Source organism: Roseateles sp., from assembly GCF_052436255.1.
GTDB lineage: Bacteria > Pseudomonadota > Gammaproteobacteria > Burkholderiales > Burkholderiaceae_C > Pelomonas.
The window spans coordinates 32,693-47,660 of the sequence record NZ_JBQVNP010000025.1; the positions used below are offsets into that span (position 1 = coordinate 32,693).

Here is a 14,968-nt window from a genome sequence, read left to right on the forward strand (position 1 = left end):
CCGATCTGTCGAAAGGAATGAACCATGACCAAGCTTGCAGAGCAATTCAAGCAGGGCGCGGATCAGGCCTGGGAGTCGCTGGCCGAAGGCTGGCGCGAGCTCAGCGCCCGCGCCAGCGGCGCGCTGACGCGCCTGTGGCCGGAGCGGGCCGAGGCCGCCGAAGCCTCGCCCCGGCAGGCGACCGCACCCGACCCCGGGCCGCTGCCCTTCGGCGGCTGGGCTTTCATGGCGTCGGACGTGTTCGACGACGACGAGAAGGTCGTCGTGCGCATCGAGGCGCCCGGCCTGCGGCGGGAGGACTTCAACATCGAACTGCACGGTGACCGCCTCACCGTGTGGGGCGAGAAGCGGTCCGACCGCGAGCTCAGCCGCGGGCGCTACCGCGTCGTGCAATGCGCCTACGGCAGCTTCCGTCGTGACGTGGCCTTGCCGGCAGCGGTGAAGGCCGACAAGACCCGGGCCAGCTACCGCGACGGCGTGCTGCGCATCGAACTGCCCAAGGCCGACGAGGCGCGCGCCCGGCGCATCGAGGTCAGGGCGGCCTGAGCCCTGTCCCCGCGCCTGCCGCCCGGCCGTCAGCCGCCCTGCCGAGGGCCCGCCCTCGGCAGGGATGTCCTGCGCCGGCATTGTTTTTGCGAAGCCTCCGCGTCATGAGCTTGGAACCCGCTGCGACCGCGACCACTGCCCAACCGATCACGGTGTCACTTGTCCTCGGCAGCGGCGGCGCGCGCGGCCTGGCCCATATCGGCGTGATCCAGTGGTTGACCGAGAACGGCTACGTCATCCGTTCCATCTCGGGCACGTCCATGGGCGCCCTGGTGGGCGGCATCTACGCCACCCACAAGCTGGAGGTCTATGCCGAATGGGTGCTTGCGCTGGAGCGCATGCATGTGCTGCGCCTGCTGGACCCGACCATCGGCAGCCCCGGGCTCTTCAAGGGCGAGCGCATCATCGGTGTGCTGCGTGACCTCATCGGCGACAGCGACATCGAGGCCCTGCCCATCGCCTTCACGGCGGTGGCGACCGACCTCGACACGGGCCAGGAAGTCTGGCTGCGCAGCGGCAAGCTGTTCGACGCGATCCGCGCCTCCATCGCCACGCCCCTGGTGTTCACGCCGTTCAAGCTGGGCGGGCGCACCTTGATCGATGGCGCCGTCGTCAACCCGGTGCCCGTCGCGCCGACGCTCGACGACGCCACCGACCTGACCGTCGCCGTGGACCTCAGCGGCCCGCGCGAAGCCAGCCCCATGCCGCCCCCCAGCCCGTCCCTCATCGGCGACAACAGCTACCGCCGGCGCATCCTGCAGTTCGTCGATGCGGTGCGCCCGGTGCGCGAGCGCGCCGAGCCCTCGCGCGGCCTGCTCGATGTCGCCTTCACGGCCATGCAGGCCATGGAGGACACGATTGCCGACCTCAAGCTCGCGGCCTGCCCGCCGGACGTGATCGTCGAGATCCCGCGCAATGCCTGCGGCTTCTTCGAGTTCTGGCGCGCCGAGGAACTGATCGAGCTCGGGCGCGAACGGGCTGCCAGCGCATTCGCCCTGGCGGGCCGCGCCGCCCCTTAGCCGCCGGCCTGGCCGGGGTGGGGCGAAGCCGGCGTGCTTCGGCGCGCCAGCAAGGGCGCGACCAGCGAGTGGGTCCGCCTGATGCGGCGCAGCACGTCGCGTGCGGCGAGGTAGGCCTCAATCTGCTTCTCACTCAGCGCGGCCTGCCGGTCGGCGGGGGTGCGGGGTCGTGACGACATGCTCAGCTCCTTCTCCTGGTCTCACGGGTTGGCACGGGGCCGGATGCGGCGAAATTAGGCCGGCCGACCGCAGGTTTCAAGTCTGTCGTTGGCGGGCCGGCTCGCGCCGCTGTTCGTTCACGGCGGCTGCTGGCAAGCCGTCGCAATCCACCCCCGGACGTCGGCAGGGCTGCCTAGCATGCCGCCACCTGAACCCCTGGAGGCGGCATGAAAGAAGACGTGTTGGTGGCCCAAGGCCTGTGCAAGGCCTATGGCGACAGGGTGGCCGTGGACGACGTCAGCCTGGCGCTGCGGCCGGGCGAGGTGCTGGGCCTGCTCGGGCCCAACGGCGCGGGCAAATCCACCACCGTCGGCATGATCTGCGGCCTGACGGTGCCGGACGCAGGCAGCGTCACGCTGGCCGGTGGCCTCAGCCTGGCGAGCGACGAGGCCGGCTACAAGCGCCGCATCGGCCTGGTGCCGCAGGACATCGCCTTGTACGAGGAGCTGCCGGCGCGCATGAATGTCGAGCTGTTCGGCGCCCTCTACGGCATGGCGCCCGATGTGCTCAAGCGCCGCGCCGACGAGGTGCTGGCCATGGTGGGCCTGAGCGACCGCGCCGGCGACAGGCCTGCGACCTTCTCCGGCGGCATGAAGCGGCGCCTGAACATCGCCTGCGCCCTGGTGCACGACCCCGCGGTGCTGCTGCTGGACGAGCCCACCGCCGGTGTCGACCCGCAGAGCCGCAACGCCATCTTCGACAACCTGGAGATGCTCAAACGCGCCGGCAAGGCGCTGATCTACACCACCCACTACATGGAAGAGGCCGAGCGCCTGGCCGACCGCATCGTCATCGTCGACCATGGCCGCGTGGTGGCCAGCGGCAGCCAGGCCGAGCTGTTCGCACTGCTGCCGGCGGCGCAGGTGCTGCAGGTCGAGCTTGGGGGCGAACCTGACGATGCGGCCCTGGCGGGGCTGCCCAACGTGCAGCGCACGCGCCGGCGGCTGGAGGTCAGCGTGAGCGACATCGCGCGTGACACCGGCGCCGTGCTCGCCGCGCTCGCCGAGCGCGGCGTCAAGGTGCGCGGCCTCGCCACCGCGCGCGCCACGCTCGAAGACGTCTTCCTGCAACTCACCGGCCGCGCCCTCCGCGATTGAGCACACCGATGCAAGCCTTGCTCGCCCTCGTCCGTGCAGAACTCAAGCTGCACTTCTCCAACCGCCGCGCCGTGCTGTTCAGCATCGTCGCGCCCATCCTCATTGCCGCCTTCTTCGGCAGCCTGTTCCGCCCCGACGCCAAGATGGGCGGCATCGCCGTCGGCGTGGTCGACCTGGACGGCAGCGCGCTGTCTCAGCGTGTCGTCGCGGCGCTGCAGGCCGAGGCCTCGCTGAAGACCAGCATCACCGACGAGGCCGATGCGCTGGCCCAGGTGCGCGCCGGCAAGCTGCGCGCGGTGGCCGTGCTGCCCAAGGGCCTGGGCGCGCAGGCCGGCGGCGCGCTGCTCGGCAGCGCCGCCAAGCCCGAGATCGTGCTGCACTATGACCCCTCGCAGGCTGCGGTGCTGGCCGTCGTGCGCGGGCTGCTCGCGCAGACGCTGATGCAGGAGGTGAGCCGCTCGACGCTCAGCCCCGCCGGCCTGGCCGACATGCAGCGCCAGGTCAGCGGCGCGGCCAGCATGCCCGCTGCACAGCGCGACGACCTGATGCGCATGCTCGACGCCATCGGCAGCGCGCAGCGCCACGGTGGCGCAGCCTCGGCGCCGGAGGGCGGCAGCCTCTCCATGCCCTATGCGACCCGCGAGGTCGAGGCCGTGCAGTCCGGCGCCAACGCCGCGCCCATGGCCTACAACAGCTATGCCCACGCGTTTGCCGGCATGGGCGTGCAGTTCATCCTGATGGCCGGCGTCGACATGGCCGTGGGTCTGCTGCTGATGCGACGCCTGGGCCTTTGGAAGCGGCTGCGCGCCGCGCCGCTGTCGCGCGCCCAGTTGCTGGGCAGCCGCATCCTGGCCAGCGCGCTGATCTCGCTGATCGTCTTCGCCGTCATCTACGCCGTCGCCATCGCCGCCTTCGGCGTGCGCGTGCTCGGCAGCGTGGGGGGCTTCTGCCTGGTGCTGGTCTGCTTCTCGCTGCTGACGGCCAGCTTCGGCCTGCTGGTGGCGGCCCTGGGCCGCACGCCCGAAGCCACGCGTGGCCTGGCCATCCTGGTCACGCTGCTGATGGTCATGCTCGGCGGCGCCTGGGTGCCGGCCTTCATTTTCCCGGAGTGGCTGCAGACCCTCAGCTTCGCCGTGCCGACGCGCTGGGCGGTCGATGCGCTGGACGCGATGACCTGGCGTGGCCAAGGGTTCGGCGAGGCGCTGCTGCCGAGCGCGGTGATGCTGGGCTTCAGCACGGCGTTTGCCGTGGTGGCGGTGTGGCGGTTTCGGTGGGAGGAGTGAGGCGGCCCTGGCGGCGACAGTGGCGTCACCTGTCATCTGAGCACCCCTGCAGCCGCAGCCCAGCCTTCGAAGCGTTCCCGATCGCCCAGTCCAAGGCAGCGGTAGGGCAGGGGCATCTTGCCGCTGTCTTTGCCGACCAGGTAGGCGCTGCCCAGGCGGTGCAGTTCCCGCACGTCGCTCCACGGCACGACGAGCGGCCCGCTGCGGCTGTGCCGGCTCAGGCCCAGCGCGTCGATCTCGAAGTGGCAATCGCCGATTCGCCATTTCTTGTAGAGGAACTGCGGCGTGGCCACCAGCATCAACATCAACCGTGCGCCCCATCCCAGCCTCTCGCACGGCCTGCCGGTCTCTCTTAGCGCGATCGGGAGATAGTCCGTCAGCACGGCCAGGTATTCACGCAGGCCGTAGCTCACCGTGAAACGGATCGGCCTGTCGGCCGCTGCGGCGCTGGGGCTCGCGGCGCCCGATGGCTGCAGCCTTGGGAGTGGTGCCGGCCCGGTGTTCTGTGCTTCGCACAGCAGCGCCCGCTCCGCTGGTTCTGGGCGTTCGCATCGAACCGAGAGTTCCACGACAGGCCGTGAATCGACGACTGGCTGGGGGTGGCGGATGAAGAGCATGCCGGGCACATGGCGGCGGGAGGCGCATGCGCAATCAAGGAGTTACCCGAGCCATGCTTGCGCTACAGGATCTCCGACACCCAGCGCCCGAACCTCGGCGCCATCCGCCAGCCATCCTCGCCCAGCCAATCGGCCGACACGACGACGCGATGCGCGCGGCCGATCAGCTTCTGCCTCGGCACGGTGCCGATGAAGCGCGAGTCCTCGCTGTTGTCGCGGTTGTCGCCGAGCACGAAGTATTGGCCCGACGGCACCGTGATCTCGGCGAAGTTGCGCCGCGCTCGCAGCGCTGGCAGGAATTGCACCGCATGTGGCCGGCCGTCCAGTTCTTCGGTGGCGCGCACCGCGTCGACCACCCAGCCAGGTGCCACCGCCTCGCCGTGTGAGCGGCTGTCGCTGTAGCCCAGCGGCTGGCCGTTCAGGATCAGCACATCACCCTGCATCGCGATGCGGTCGCCGGGCAGGCCGACGATGCGCTTGATCAGCCGCGTGCCACCGGCCGGCGAGCTGAGCGTGACGACGTCGCCACGCCGCGGTTCGCCCAGCGGCAGCAGCACGACATCGGTCAGCGGCAGCTTGAGGTCGTAGGCCAGGCGGTTGACGAGCACCACGTCGCCTTCCAGCAACGTCGGCCGCATCGAGGCCGAAGGGATGGGGTTCCAGTCGGCCACCGCAGTGCGCAGCAGCGCAAAACTGAGCAGGAAGAGGAGGAAGCTGCGGTTGTCGCGCAGGGTCTGTTTGAGGTTGGGCGAAAGGTTCATGGCCGCCATGCTGGCGCCGGCACGCTGCCGCTGGCGCGGCGGGTGGGCGAACGGCGGACCGGCGTGGGTGAATGGTGCCCACGCCGCACGAACGGCAGCCACGGTACAAGCTCGGCATGCCGCACGACTCCGCCTGAAGCATGTTCACGTTCCTGAAATCGCTGGTCCTGCCGGCGCCCGTCGCTGCGGCCCAGCCAAGCCCGGCGCCCGACCGGTTGCAGGCGCCGGGCGTCGAGGCCTTCGACGTGCGGGCCGCGCTGGCCGACGCCCATGGCTTGCCCGTCCTGGACTGGGCGGCTGCGCAGGCCTGGGTGGCGCGTATTGCCGATTCGGCGGAGCAGGCGCGGGCCTGGACGGCCTGCGAGACGGCCTGGTTGCAGCATTTGCAAGCCGCGCTGGGGCCGGCCTATCGCCTGCAGAGTCAGCGGTCCGCCATCTTGTTGTCCACCTTGCCGGCCCATGTGGCCGAGGCCACGCTGGGCTTCGTCAACAAGAGCGTGCAGCGCATACTGCGCACGCTTGACGGCGTGGCCAGCACGCCGGACTGGGGCCAGGACATCCTGATCGTCTTCGACGACGAGGACGGCTATTACCGCTACGTCTCGCACTACTACCCCGACGCCGGCGAGTTCGCGGCCAGCAGCGGCATGTACATCCACCACCGCTGCGGCCACTTCGTCACGGTCAAGGCCGACCTGCACGCCGTGGAACCCGTCATCGCCCATGAGCTCACGCATGCCTGCGTGAGCCATCTGCCCCTCCCGGCCTGGCTCAACGAGGGCCTGGCCGTCAACACCGAGCAGCGCCTCGCGCCACGGCCCGGCGCGCTGCAGGACCTGCGGCAGATGCGCATGCGCCATCAGGCGTTTTGGGGCGAGGCGGAGATCCAGCAGTTCTGGTCCGGCAAGTCCTTCCTGCGCAATGACGAGGGCAACGAGCTGTCGTACGACCTGGCGCGCATCCTCGTGGCCCAGTTCGCGGTGGACTGGGGGCGCTTTCGCTGCTTTGCGCTGGACGCGGATCTGGCGGACGGCGCGGCGGCAGCGGCGCGCGAGCATTTGCATATCGACCTCGGCGCGGCTGCTTGTGCTGTGCTGGAGCGTGAGCCGGACGCGGCCTGGGCTCCCCAGCCGGAGCGCTGGAACGACGCGCCCGAACGCGGTGCGTTCTAGGCCGTCACTCGGCGCAACCGCCGCCGCTCCGAGCGGCGTTGCAGCGTGCGGGCTGCTGCCGTGCGCCTGAGGACGCTCCAGCAGCCATCAGGCGAGACCAGCCCTGGCGCTCGCCCGGCCTTTCAGGCCGGCGGGTCCTTGGCCCGCGTGCGGGACACCGCCATCATGATGCCGATGCCCGCCACGATGAGGCAGGCGATGGCCACATAGGTCATGGCCAGGCCGGCGGTGATCAGGGCCCAGGCGAGGCCGCCCAGCAGCACTGCCAGCCCGAGGATGTAGAGCGCGAACGACATAGCACCTCCAGCTTTGATGGAGCGCAGCGCCCCATCTCGTCGAAGCACTCTAGGGGCCACGCCGGGCGCGCCCGGTCGGACGCCGTTCAGACCGACGGTAGGCAGCCTCCTACCCACTGGTGCGGGCTGCGCCGGCTCGCCTGCGCGCTCGCTTTTGCCGACGTGGTGTTGCTGCTGGCCTCGTCGTCGCGACCGCCATCGCGTTCTGGCGCTCCGCCGGGCGGCGGGTCTTGCTGCTGCCCTGTATTGCCTGAGTGGCGTTCGCGTCGGCACCGGCCTGGTCTGTCTGGCAGGGCATCCGCGCTGCTCTGACGGCGCACCCGCGGTGGAGTGAAACCGGCGCATCACCGTCTCCCGATACCGCTGCGGCCACCCAGGGCGCCGCCGCGCTCCCCTAAACTGCCTGGATGCCCTCTCTCCTGGCCCTTGACAGCTCCACCGACATGATGGCCCTGGCCCTCGTGACGCCCGGGCAGACCAGGGTCTTCGAGGCCGCCGGCGGTGCCCAGGCCTCGGCGCGCATGCTGCCGGAGATCAAGGCCCTGCTGGCCGGTGCCGGCATGGCGATGGACGACCTGGACGCGATTGCCTTCGGCCAAGGCCCCGGCGCCTTCACCGGCCTGCGCACCGCCTGCGCGGTCGCGCAAGGCCTGGCCTTCGGCCTGGGCAAGCCGGTGCTGGCCATCGACAGCCTGATGCTGGTGGCCGAGGACGCGCGCTGCCAAGGCGCCGGTGACGACATCTGGGTGGCGATGGATGCGCGCATCGGCGAGATCTATGCGGCGCATTACCGCTGGGAGCGCGGCGCCTGGGCCGTCGTCGAGGCGCCGGCGCTCTACCGCCCCGAGGTGCTGGCCGCTCACTGGGGCGCACCTGTTGCCGCAGCAGGTACCGCACTGACCGAGTACGCCGCGGCGCTGGGCAACCTGCCGCGGGCCTGGCCGCGAGCGCACTCTCGCGCCGCCGCCCTGGGCCAGCTGGCGCTGACCGCCTGGCAGCGCGGCGAAGGCCGCGACGCCGCCGAGGCGCTGCCCGTCTATGTGCGCGACAAGGTCGCGCTCACCACCGCCGAGCGCGAGAAGAAATCATGAGCGCCGTGCTGGATCGGCACCTGCCGCCCTTTGAGGCCGCGGCGATGCGGGGGCCCGACCTGACCGAGATCATCGCGGTCGAGCGCCAGGCCTACCCGGTGCCATGGACGCATGGCAATTTCGTCGACTCGCTGGCGGCCGGCTATCCGGCCGAGGTGCTGCGCGGGCCGCGTGCCGGGCTGCTGGGATATTGGGTGGCGATGCCCGGCCTGGACGAGATGCACCTGCTCAACATCACCGTGGTGCCAGCCTGGCAGGGCCGTGGCCTGGCCATCGCCATGCTTGACCGCCTGGTGGCCGACTGCCGAAGCCGCGGCCTGACCCAGCTGTGGCTGGAGGTGCGCGTGGGCAACGAGCGCGCCCGCGAGGTTTACCGCCGCTATGGCTTTGCCGAGGTCGGCAGGCGCCGGGCCTATTACCCCGTGCCACAGGGCCCGCGCGAGGACGCCATACTGATGAGCTTGATGGTGGGTGCATGAGCTGGGATGAGCGCCAACGGGCGATGCTGGCCGAGATGGGATTTCGCCTGCCGGCGGTGACGCCGACCGTCGCGCAGGCCGTCATCGACGCCGATGAGCCGGCGCCCGTCGTCGTCGTCGCGCCTGCGCCGACCGTCTTGCGCGTGGCCGTAGCCGCCGCGCCGTCGAGCTTCGGCAGCCTGGACCTGACCGCGTTGGCCGAAGCCGTGTCCGCCTGCCGCGCCTGCGGCCTGGGCGAGCAGCGGCGCCATGCCGTCTTCGGTGGTGGCGCGCAGCGCCAGGCCCAGTGGCTGGTGGTCACCGACCCGGCGGACGAGGCCGATGACCTGGCGGGCGAAGCCTTGGTCGGCAACGCCGGCCGGCTGCTGGACCGCATGCTGCTTGCCGCCGGCCAGCGCCGCACGGGCCGCACTGCCGATGAAATGGCCACCGCCTTCGTGACCCCCATCGTCAAGTGCCGTCCGCCGCGCGGGCGGCCCGCGCAGCCGGCCGAGCTGGACGCCTGCGAGGCCGTGCTGGCGCGCCAGGTGGAGTTGCTGCAGCCGCGCCTGGTGCTGGCCATGGGCCTGCAGGCCGCGCGCCGGTTGACCGGCCTGGCCGAGCCGCTGGGCCGGCTGCGCGGCCGGGTGCACCACTGGCGCGGCCTGCCGCTGGTGGTCACCTATGCGCCGGCCTATCTGCTGCGTTCGCCGGCCGACAAGGCCGGCGCCTGGGATGACCTGTGCCTGGCTCGCAAGGCGGCCGAATGAACGCCGCCCTCGACATCGCGGCGCGCGCCACCGAGGCGCTGCGCTTCAAGCTGCTGGCGGACTACCTGCCGGCCTGGATCGCGCTGTACGACGCCAGGACCCAGGTCTGCCTGTTCGCCAACCGCGGCTATGCCGAGGCCTTCGGGCTGTCCGAGGCGGATATCCTGGGCAAGACCTTCGCCGAAGTCATCGGCCCCGAGGCCGCGGCGCTGATCCAGCCTTCCGTGGAGCGCGTGCTGTCCGAGCGCGTCGCCGTCTGCTACGAGCGCGAGCTGCCCGCGGCCGACGGCACGCCGCGCTGGATCGAGGTCCACCTGATCCCGCAGCTCGGTGCCGACGGCGAGCCGGTGGCGAGCTGCGTGCTCATCAACGACATCACCAAGCACCGCCTGGCCGAGCGTCAGGTGCGCGAGTCCGAGGCGCGGCTGGACAAGTTCATGCAGGCCACGGTCGAGGGCATCCTCTTCCACAAGGAAGGCATCACGACCGACGTGAATCCGCCCTGCTGCGAGCTGGTCGGCTACACGCTGCCCGAGATGGTCGGCCGCCACGTGCTGTCCTTCATCGCGCCCGACGAGCTGGCCAAGGTCAAGGAAGTCATGCGGGCCGGCCGCGAGCTGCGCTACGAGACGGCCGTCATGCACAAGGACGGCACGCGCATCCCGGTCGAGTTCATCGTGCGCACGCTGGAGCGCGACGGCGAGAAGCTGCGCATGACCATCGTGCGCGACATCCGTGACCGCCTGGCCAGCGAGGCGCGCATCCAGCACCTGGCCCACCACGACGGCTTGACCGGCCTGCTCAACCGCGCGGCCTTCATGGACCGCATGGCCGCGCTGATGCGGCGCGCCGAGCGCAAGGGCGAGATGCTGGCCCTGCTCTTTATCGACCTGGACAACTTCAAGCGCGTCAACGACTCGCTCGGTCATCTCGAGGGCGACCAGGTGCTGACGACCGTCTCCGAGCGCCTCGTCGGCGCGCTGCGCGGCAGCGACCTCGTCGGCCGCTTCGGCGGCGATGAATTCGTCGTGCTGCTGAGTGACCTGGAGAGCCGCGCCGACATCGTCGTCGTGTTGGAAGCGCTGCTGTCCGTTGTCGAGGTGCCGGTCAAGGCCGACGGCCGCGCGCTGTCGGTCACGCCCTCCATCGGCGTGGCCGTCTATCCCGACGACGGCAAGCAGGCGGACGAGCTCATCCAGCATGCCGACACGGCCATGTACCGGGCCAAGGCGCGCGGCCGCGCGACCTACCAGTTCTTCGAGGCGGCGCTGGCCGAGACGGCGCTGCGCGACCTGGTGCTGGAGGCCGAGCTGGCCCAGGCCCTGACGCGCGGCGAGTTCGAGCTCTTCTTCCAGCCCCAGGTGGAAGCGACGACCGGCCAGCTCTCCGGCGCCGAGGCGCTGCTGCGCTGGCGCCACCCGCAGCGCGGCCTGCTGGCGCCCGACAGCTTTATCTTCGTGGCCGAGCGCCACCGCCTGATGCTCGCGCTGGGCGAATGGGTCATGCGCGAGGCCGCCGCCACGGCGCGGCGCTGGCGCGAGCAGGGCATCACGCACAGCCATGGGCCGATGCGCATCGCCGTCAATCTGTCGCGCATGCAGTTCCACCTCGACGGCTTTGCCGAGACGGTCAGACGCGTGCTTGCCGACACCGGCGCCATGGGCCAGTGGCTGGAGCTGGAGTTGACCGAGCGCATGCTGATCGAAGACATCGCGCACGCGCCGGCCACGCTGGCTCAGTTGCGCGCACAGGGCCTGACCGTCTCGGTCGACGACTTCGGCACCGGCTATACCTCGTTGGCCCACCTGACCGAGCTGCCGCTGGACAAGCTCAAGATCGACCAGAGCTTCGTCGCCCGCCTGCCCGACGACGTCGGCGCCCAGGCCATCACGCGTGCCATCGTCCAGATGGCCGTGGGCCTGGGGCTGACCGTCACGGCCGAGGGCGTCCGCACGGCCGCGCAATGGCAGCTGCTGGCCGGCTGGGGCTGCCAGCAGTTCCAGGGCGAGCTGGTGGGCGCGCCCATGCCTGCGGCGGAGTTCGAAGCCTGGGTGAAGGCACGATGAAGACACGAATGCAACCACAGAGGCATAGAGGCACGGAGAAAAGACTTTTCATGGGGTTCTCTGTGCCTCTGTGCCTCTGTGGTTGCACTTTTTTCCACCGATGAAGCTTGCCGCCCGCATCCACGCCGAAATCGCCGCCGCCGGCGGCTGGCTGCCCTTCGACCGTTTCATGGCCATGGCCTTGTACGCGCCCGGCCTGGGCTACTACGCCGGTGGCCGGCGCAAGTTCGGCCAGATGCCCAGCGAGGGCTCGGACTTCGTCACCGCGCCCGAGATGTCACCGCTGTTCGGCCGCGCGCTGGCACGCCAGCTCAAGCAGGCCATGGATGCCAGCGACTGCCGCGACCTCATCGAGTTCGGCGCCGGCTCGGGCGCGCTGGCGGACCAGCTCATTGCCGAGTTGGACGCCCTGGGCGCCGGCCTGGCGCGCTACGCCATCGTCGAGCTGTCGGCCGAGCTGCGCGAGCGCCAGCGGGAGCGCCTTGTCCACTGGGCCGACCGCGTCGACTGGCTGGACGCGCTGCCCGAGTCCATCGAGGCCGTCGTCATTGGCAACGAGGTGCTGGACGCGATGCCGGTGCAGCTGGTCAGCTTCGATGGGCAGGTGTGGCGCGAACGCGGCGTGGTCAGCGCGGGCGAGGGCCTTGCCTTCGAGGACCGCGACAGCCGGCTGCGCCCGCCGCTGGAGACAGGCTTCGTCCCCGGCACCGTCACCGAGATCCACCCGCAGGCCGAGGCCTTCGTCGCCACGCTGGCCCGCCGCCTCAAGCGTGGCGCCGCGTTCTTCATCGACTACGGCTTCCCCGAGGGCGAGTACTACCACCCGCAGCGCCTGGGCGGCACGCTGATGTGCCACCAGGGCCACCTGGCGCAAAGCGGGGAAAGCGACCCGCTGGTCGCGGTGGGCGACAAGGACATCACCGCCCACGTCAACTTCACCGGCATCGCGCTGGCGGGTCAGGACGCGGGCCTGGTCGTGCTGGGTTACACCAGCCAGGCCAATTTCCTGCTCAACTGCGGCATCGCCGATCTGTTGCACGGGGCATCGCTGGGCGAGCGCGCCATGGCGCATCGCCTGCTGGCCGAGCACGAGATGGGCGAGCTGTTCAAGGTGATCGGCTTTGCGCCGCTGAATGCGCCTTTCGATGCGCTGGGGTTCGAGCGCGGGGACCGTTCACACAAGCTCTGACGGGGGTTGTTGCATGAAGGCTTGGCTCTTGCTGTTGCTTTGCGCGCCTGCGCTGGCGCAGGACTTGAGCCACGTGGGCCGCAGCTTGGCCGCGACCTGTGCCAACTGTCATGGCACGCAAGGCCGGCCGCGCAACACGGCGATGCCGCCGCTGGCTGGCATGAAGGCTGAGGTGATGCTGCAACTGCTGGCCGACTACCGCAGCGGCAAACGGCCCGGCACCGTCATGCCGCAGATCGTCAAGGGCTATACCGAGGAGCAGTTGCGCCTGATCGCCACCTACCTTGCAGCCCAGGCCAAGCCATGATCGCGCGACGGCAGTTGATGGCGGCGGGCGGCCTGGCGCTGGCGGGCTGTGCGACGACGACCGCTGCGCCCGGGCGCGTCGTTGTCGTCGGTGGGGGTTTCGGTGGTGCGACGGCGGCGCGCTATCTCAAGCTCTGGGGCGGTGCCGCGGTCGACGTCACGCTGGTCGAGCGCAACGAGGGTTTCGTCTCCTGCCCGATGTCCAACCTCGTCATCGCCGGCGAGCGCGAGCTGGCCAGCATCAGCCATGGCTATGCCGGGCTGGAAGCGCAGGGCGTCAAGCGCCTGCGCGGCGAGGTCGTCGGCATCGACCCCGCGGGGAAAACCGTGCGCCTGGCGGATGGCCGCAGTCTGGGCTGGGACCGGCTGATCCTGGCGCCCGGCATCGGTTTCATGCTCGACGGCATTCCTGGCCTGGCCGCGGCGCTGGACAGCGGCCGCGCCGTGCATGCCTGGACGGCCGGTGCGCAGACGCTGGCGCTGCGCCGCCAGCTCGAAGCGCTACCGGACGGCGGCGTCGTGTTGATGAGCATTCCCAAGGCGCCCTACCGCTGCCCGCCCGGGCCTTACGAGCGTGCCTGCCTGATTGCCCACTACCTGCAGCGCGCCAGGCCGCGCGCCAAGCTGCTGGTGCTGGATGCCAACCCCGAGGTGCAGAGCAAGAAGGCGCTGTTCGAGCGCGCCTTTGCGCAGCATCACGCCGGCGTGCTGGAGTACCGGCCGAACGCCGAGCTGAAGGAGGTGACGCCGGACGGTGTCGCGCGCTTCGAGTTCGAGGACGTCAAGGCCGACGTGCTCAACCTGATTCCGCCGCAGCGCGCCGGCGACCTGGTGCGCGACTTCGCCAACATCAACCGCCGTTGGGTCGGTGTCGACTGGCTCAGCATGCAGGCTCACGCAGCGGCGGGCGTGCATGTCGTCGGCGACGCGATCTTCTCGGCACCCGGCATGCCCAAGTCGGGCCACCTCGCCAACCAGCAGGCCAAGCTCGCCGCTGCAGCGGTGTTGCGGTTGCTGCAGGGCGAGGCGGTGAACCCGGCGCCCGTCGTCATGAACACCTGCTACAGCTTCGTCACGCCAGGCGAGGCGATGCACGTGGCCTCGGTGCACCAGTACGACGCAGCCGAGAAGACGATGAAGGCGGTGCCCGGCTCGGGCGGCGTGTCGCCGGCGGCGAGCCTCGCCGAGGGCGCCATCGCTCGCGCCTGGGCCGACAACATCTGGGCCGACAGCCTGGCGCTGTGAGTTGCCAGCTGCCCGTGTTGGGCATCGACGCCCAGGGCTCGGCCGGTGCCAGCGCGGCGCCGGCCTGCAGCAGCTCGATGGAGATGCCGTCGGGCGAGCGCACGAAGGCCATGCGGCCATCGCGCGGCGGGCGGTTGATCGTCACGCCGTGGTCCATCAGCCGCTGGCAGGCGGCATAGATGTCGTCCACCGCATAGGCCAGGTGGCCGAAATTGCGGCCGCCGGTGTAGGTCTCTGCCTTGCCGTCGGCATCGGGCCAGTTGTAGGTCAGCTCGACCTGGGCGTCCTCGTCGCCCGGAGCGGCCAGGTAGATCAGCGTGAAGCGGCCGGCGCTGCTCTCCGAGCGCTTGACCTCCTGCAGGCCGAGGGCGTCGCGGTAGAACTTCATCGAGGCGTCGACGTTTTCGACGCGGACCATGGTGTGTAGGTAATACATAGGTTTGTTAGTAAGCAAGGCTTGCACGCCGCAGCCGCTTGTATTCTGTTCGTGAACGACACCTAGGAGCGCGTGCTGTCTACGGAAAGAGAAACGCGGCGGAGCGCGGCGAAGGGGACTCCATGCAGCACTTCGGGGTGAGCGCTTTGATGTCGCGAGCAAGGCCCGTGACGACCCATCACTTCGTGCTCTACGGACATCGGGCAGCTTCCTTCGGCGCTGTTGCCGCGCCCACATCTTCATGAGATTCGTACTGAGTCGGCCCTGCAAAATTCCAAATCGCCAGTTCAAGCGACTGTGAGGAAGTCGTTGGAGGATCGGCGCGGGGGCGACGGGAGCGCGATTGCGCTGCGTGGACCGAGCGGTAGCGTAGCCGGGAGGCGCAAACCAGCCGCCA

Annotated in this window: 16 protein-coding genes and 1 pseudogene; 12 read left to right on the top strand and 5 right to left on the bottom strand. The window is 70.3% G+C overall.

Features of this window, described 5'->3' with window-relative positions; genetic code table 11:
* The first annotated feature begins 24 nt into the window (after positions 1 to 24).
* Both ACT6S0_RS08475 and ACT6S0_RS08480 read left to right on the top strand, forming a co-directional pair.
* Positions 25 to 546 (top strand): Hsp20/alpha crystallin family protein, encoded by a 522-nt coding sequence (locus ACT6S0_RS08475; protein ID WP_444763461.1) that lies wholly within the window; start codon positions 25 to 27, stop codon positions 544 to 546.
* A 104-nt stretch (positions 547 to 650) separates the two neighbouring features.
* Positions 651 to 1,565, top strand: coding sequence for a patatin-like phospholipase family protein (locus ACT6S0_RS08480; protein WP_444763462.1), 915 nt, complete (start codon positions 651 to 653; stop codon positions 1,563 to 1,565).
* On the opposite strand, the gene ACT6S0_RS08485 is transcribed toward ACT6S0_RS08480, so the two are convergent.
* Entirely contained in the window at positions 1,562 to 1,744 is a 183-nt protein-coding gene (locus ACT6S0_RS08485) for a hypothetical protein (protein WP_444763463.1), read from the bottom strand. The genes ACT6S0_RS08480 and ACT6S0_RS08485 overlap by 4 nt on opposite strands.
* Positions 1,745 to 1,951: 207 nt before the next feature.
* On the opposite strand from ACT6S0_RS08485, the gene ACT6S0_RS08490 reads away from it, so the two are divergent.
* Positions 1,952 to 2,881, top strand: a complete 930-nt coding sequence (locus ACT6S0_RS08490) for an ATP-binding cassette domain-containing protein (RefSeq protein WP_444763464.1) — start codon at positions 1,952 to 1,954, stop codon at positions 2,879 to 2,881.
* Positions 2,882 to 2,889: 8 nt separating this feature from the next.
* Positions 2,890 to 4,164 carry an ABC transporter permease gene (locus ACT6S0_RS08495; protein WP_444763465.1) on the top strand — a complete coding sequence of 425 codons (1,275 nt, stop codon included), beginning with the start codon at positions 2,890 to 2,892 and terminating at the stop codon, positions 4,162 to 4,164.
* 32 nt (positions 4,165 to 4,196) lie between these two features.
* Here the strand turns inward: ACT6S0_RS08495 and ACT6S0_RS08500 are convergent, their stop codons facing one another.
* Together ACT6S0_RS08500 and lepB are read right to left on the bottom strand one after the other, a co-directional pair.
* Entirely contained in the window at positions 4,197 to 4,577 is a 381-nt protein-coding gene (locus ACT6S0_RS08500) for a hypothetical protein (RefSeq protein WP_444763466.1), read from the bottom strand.
* Between the two features lie 266 nt (positions 4,578 to 4,843).
* Complete coding sequence (gene lepB, locus ACT6S0_RS08505; protein WP_444763467.1) at positions 4,844 to 5,542, bottom strand: signal peptidase I; 699 nt, start codon at positions 5,540 to 5,542, stop codon at positions 4,844 to 4,846.
* Between the two features lie 140 nt (positions 5,543 to 5,682).
* On the opposite strand from lepB, the gene ACT6S0_RS08510 reads away from it, so the two are divergent.
* Positions 5,683 to 6,714: a hypothetical protein gene (locus ACT6S0_RS08510; RefSeq protein WP_444763468.1), complete on the top strand. Its 1,032-nt coding sequence runs from the start codon at positions 5,683 to 5,685 to the stop codon at positions 6,712 to 6,714.
* A gap of 122 nt (positions 6,715 to 6,836) precedes the next feature.
* Here ACT6S0_RS08510 and ACT6S0_RS08515 read toward each other — a convergent pair whose 3' ends face one another.
* Positions 6,837 to 7,010 carry a hypothetical protein gene (locus ACT6S0_RS08515; RefSeq protein ID WP_444763469.1) on the bottom strand — a complete coding sequence of 58 codons (174 nt, stop codon included), beginning with the start codon at positions 7,008 to 7,010 and terminating at the stop codon, positions 6,837 to 6,839.
* 407 nt (positions 7,011 to 7,417) lie between these two features.
* Between ACT6S0_RS08515 and tsaB the strand changes: the two genes are divergently transcribed.
* The 7 genes from tsaB (at position 7,418) to ACT6S0_RS08550 (ending at position 14,135) form a co-directional block, all read left to right on the top strand.
* Positions 7,418 to 8,101: a tRNA (adenosine(37)-N6)-threonylcarbamoyltransferase complex dimerization subunit type 1 TsaB gene (tsaB, locus tag ACT6S0_RS08520; RefSeq protein WP_444763470.1), complete on the top strand. Its 684-nt coding sequence runs from the start codon at positions 7,418 to 7,420 to the stop codon at positions 8,099 to 8,101.
* The gene (gene rimI, locus ACT6S0_RS08525) at positions 8,098 to 8,580 is read left to right on the top strand and encodes a ribosomal protein S18-alanine N-acetyltransferase (protein WP_444763471.1); all 483 of its coding nucleotides are present in this window, start codon (positions 8,098 to 8,100) and stop codon (positions 8,578 to 8,580) included. Before tsaB ends, rimI begins: the two co-directional genes overlap by 4 nt.
* Complete coding sequence (locus ACT6S0_RS08530; RefSeq protein ID WP_444763472.1) at positions 8,577 to 9,329, top strand: uracil-DNA glycosylase; 753 nt, start codon at positions 8,577 to 8,579, stop codon at positions 9,327 to 9,329. The genes rimI and ACT6S0_RS08530 overlap by 4 nt, the downstream gene beginning before the upstream one ends.
* Positions 9,326 to 11,395 (top strand): putative bifunctional diguanylate cyclase/phosphodiesterase, encoded by a 2,070-nt coding sequence (locus ACT6S0_RS08535; RefSeq protein WP_444763473.1) that lies wholly within the window; start codon positions 9,326 to 9,328, stop codon positions 11,393 to 11,395. The genes ACT6S0_RS08530 and ACT6S0_RS08535 overlap by 4 nt, the downstream gene beginning before the upstream one ends.
* Positions 11,396 to 11,495: 100 nt before the next feature.
* Positions 11,496 to 12,584, top strand: coding sequence for a class I SAM-dependent methyltransferase (locus tag ACT6S0_RS08540; RefSeq protein WP_444763474.1), 1,089 nt, complete (start codon positions 11,496 to 11,498; stop codon positions 12,582 to 12,584).
* 13 nt (positions 12,585 to 12,597) lie between these two features.
* Entirely contained in the window at positions 12,598 to 12,891 is a 294-nt protein-coding gene (locus tag ACT6S0_RS08545) for a c-type cytochrome (protein WP_444763475.1), read from the top strand.
* Complete coding sequence (locus tag ACT6S0_RS08550) at positions 12,888 to 14,135, top strand: FCSD flavin-binding domain-containing protein (protein ID WP_444763476.1); 1,248 nt, start codon at positions 12,888 to 12,890, stop codon at positions 14,133 to 14,135. Before ACT6S0_RS08545 ends, ACT6S0_RS08550 begins: the two co-directional genes overlap by 4 nt.
* 82 nt (positions 14,136 to 14,217) lie before the next feature.
* Here the strand turns inward: ACT6S0_RS08550 and ACT6S0_RS08555 are convergent.
* A pseudogene (locus ACT6S0_RS08555) lies at positions 14,218 to 14,814 on the bottom strand (VOC family protein); the annotation flags it as partial.
* Positions 14,815 to 14,968 lie beyond the last annotated feature (154 nt).

What these genes read in the sequence shown, in the direction of transcription:
- ACT6S0_RS08515 (WP_444763469.1), bottom strand. Translation starts at nt 7,010, where the DNA reads ATGTCGTTCGCGCTCTACATCCTCGGGCTGGCAGTGCTGCTGGGCGGC.
- ACT6S0_RS08530 (WP_444763472.1), top strand. Translation starts at nt 8,577, where the DNA reads ATGAGCTGGGATGAGCGCCAACGGGCGATGCTGGCCGAGATGGGATTT.
- ACT6S0_RS08510 (WP_444763468.1), top strand. Translation starts at nt 5,683, where the DNA reads ATGTTCACGTTCCTGAAATCGCTGGTCCTGCCGGCGCCCGTCGCTGCG.
- lepB (WP_444763467.1), bottom strand. Translation starts at nt 5,542, where the DNA reads ATGAACCTTTCGCCCAACCTCAAACAGACCCTGCGCGACAACCGCAGC.
- rimI (WP_444763471.1), top strand. Translation starts at nt 8,098, where the DNA reads ATGAGCGCCGTGCTGGATCGGCACCTGCCGCCCTTTGAGGCCGCGGCG.
- ACT6S0_RS08490 (WP_444763464.1), top strand. Translation starts at nt 1,952, where the DNA reads ATGAAAGAAGACGTGTTGGTGGCCCAAGGCCTGTGCAAGGCCTATGGC.
- ACT6S0_RS08540 (WP_444763474.1), top strand. Translation starts at nt 11,496, where the DNA reads ATGAAGCTTGCCGCCCGCATCCACGCCGAAATCGCCGCCGCCGGCGGC.
- ACT6S0_RS08480 (WP_444763462.1), top strand. Translation starts at nt 651, where the DNA reads ATGAGCTTGGAACCCGCTGCGACCGCGACCACTGCCCAACCGATCACG.
- ACT6S0_RS08495 (WP_444763465.1), top strand. Translation starts at nt 2,890, where the DNA reads ATGCAAGCCTTGCTCGCCCTCGTCCGTGCAGAACTCAAGCTGCACTTC.
- ACT6S0_RS08550 (WP_444763476.1), top strand. Translation starts at nt 12,888, where the DNA reads ATGATCGCGCGACGGCAGTTGATGGCGGCGGGCGGCCTGGCGCTGGCG.
- ACT6S0_RS08485 (WP_444763463.1), bottom strand. Translation starts at nt 1,744, where the DNA reads ATGTCGTCACGACCCCGCACCCCCGCCGACCGGCAGGCCGCGCTGAGT.
- tsaB (WP_444763470.1), top strand. Translation starts at nt 7,418, where the DNA reads ATGCCCTCTCTCCTGGCCCTTGACAGCTCCACCGACATGATGGCCCTG.
- ACT6S0_RS08545 (WP_444763475.1), top strand. Translation starts at nt 12,598, where the DNA reads ATGAAGGCTTGGCTCTTGCTGTTGCTTTGCGCGCCTGCGCTGGCGCAG.
- ACT6S0_RS08535 (WP_444763473.1), top strand. Translation starts at nt 9,326, where the DNA reads ATGAACGCCGCCCTCGACATCGCGGCGCGCGCCACCGAGGCGCTGCGC.
- ACT6S0_RS08475 (WP_444763461.1), top strand. Translation starts at nt 25, where the DNA reads ATGACCAAGCTTGCAGAGCAATTCAAGCAGGGCGCGGATCAGGCCTGG.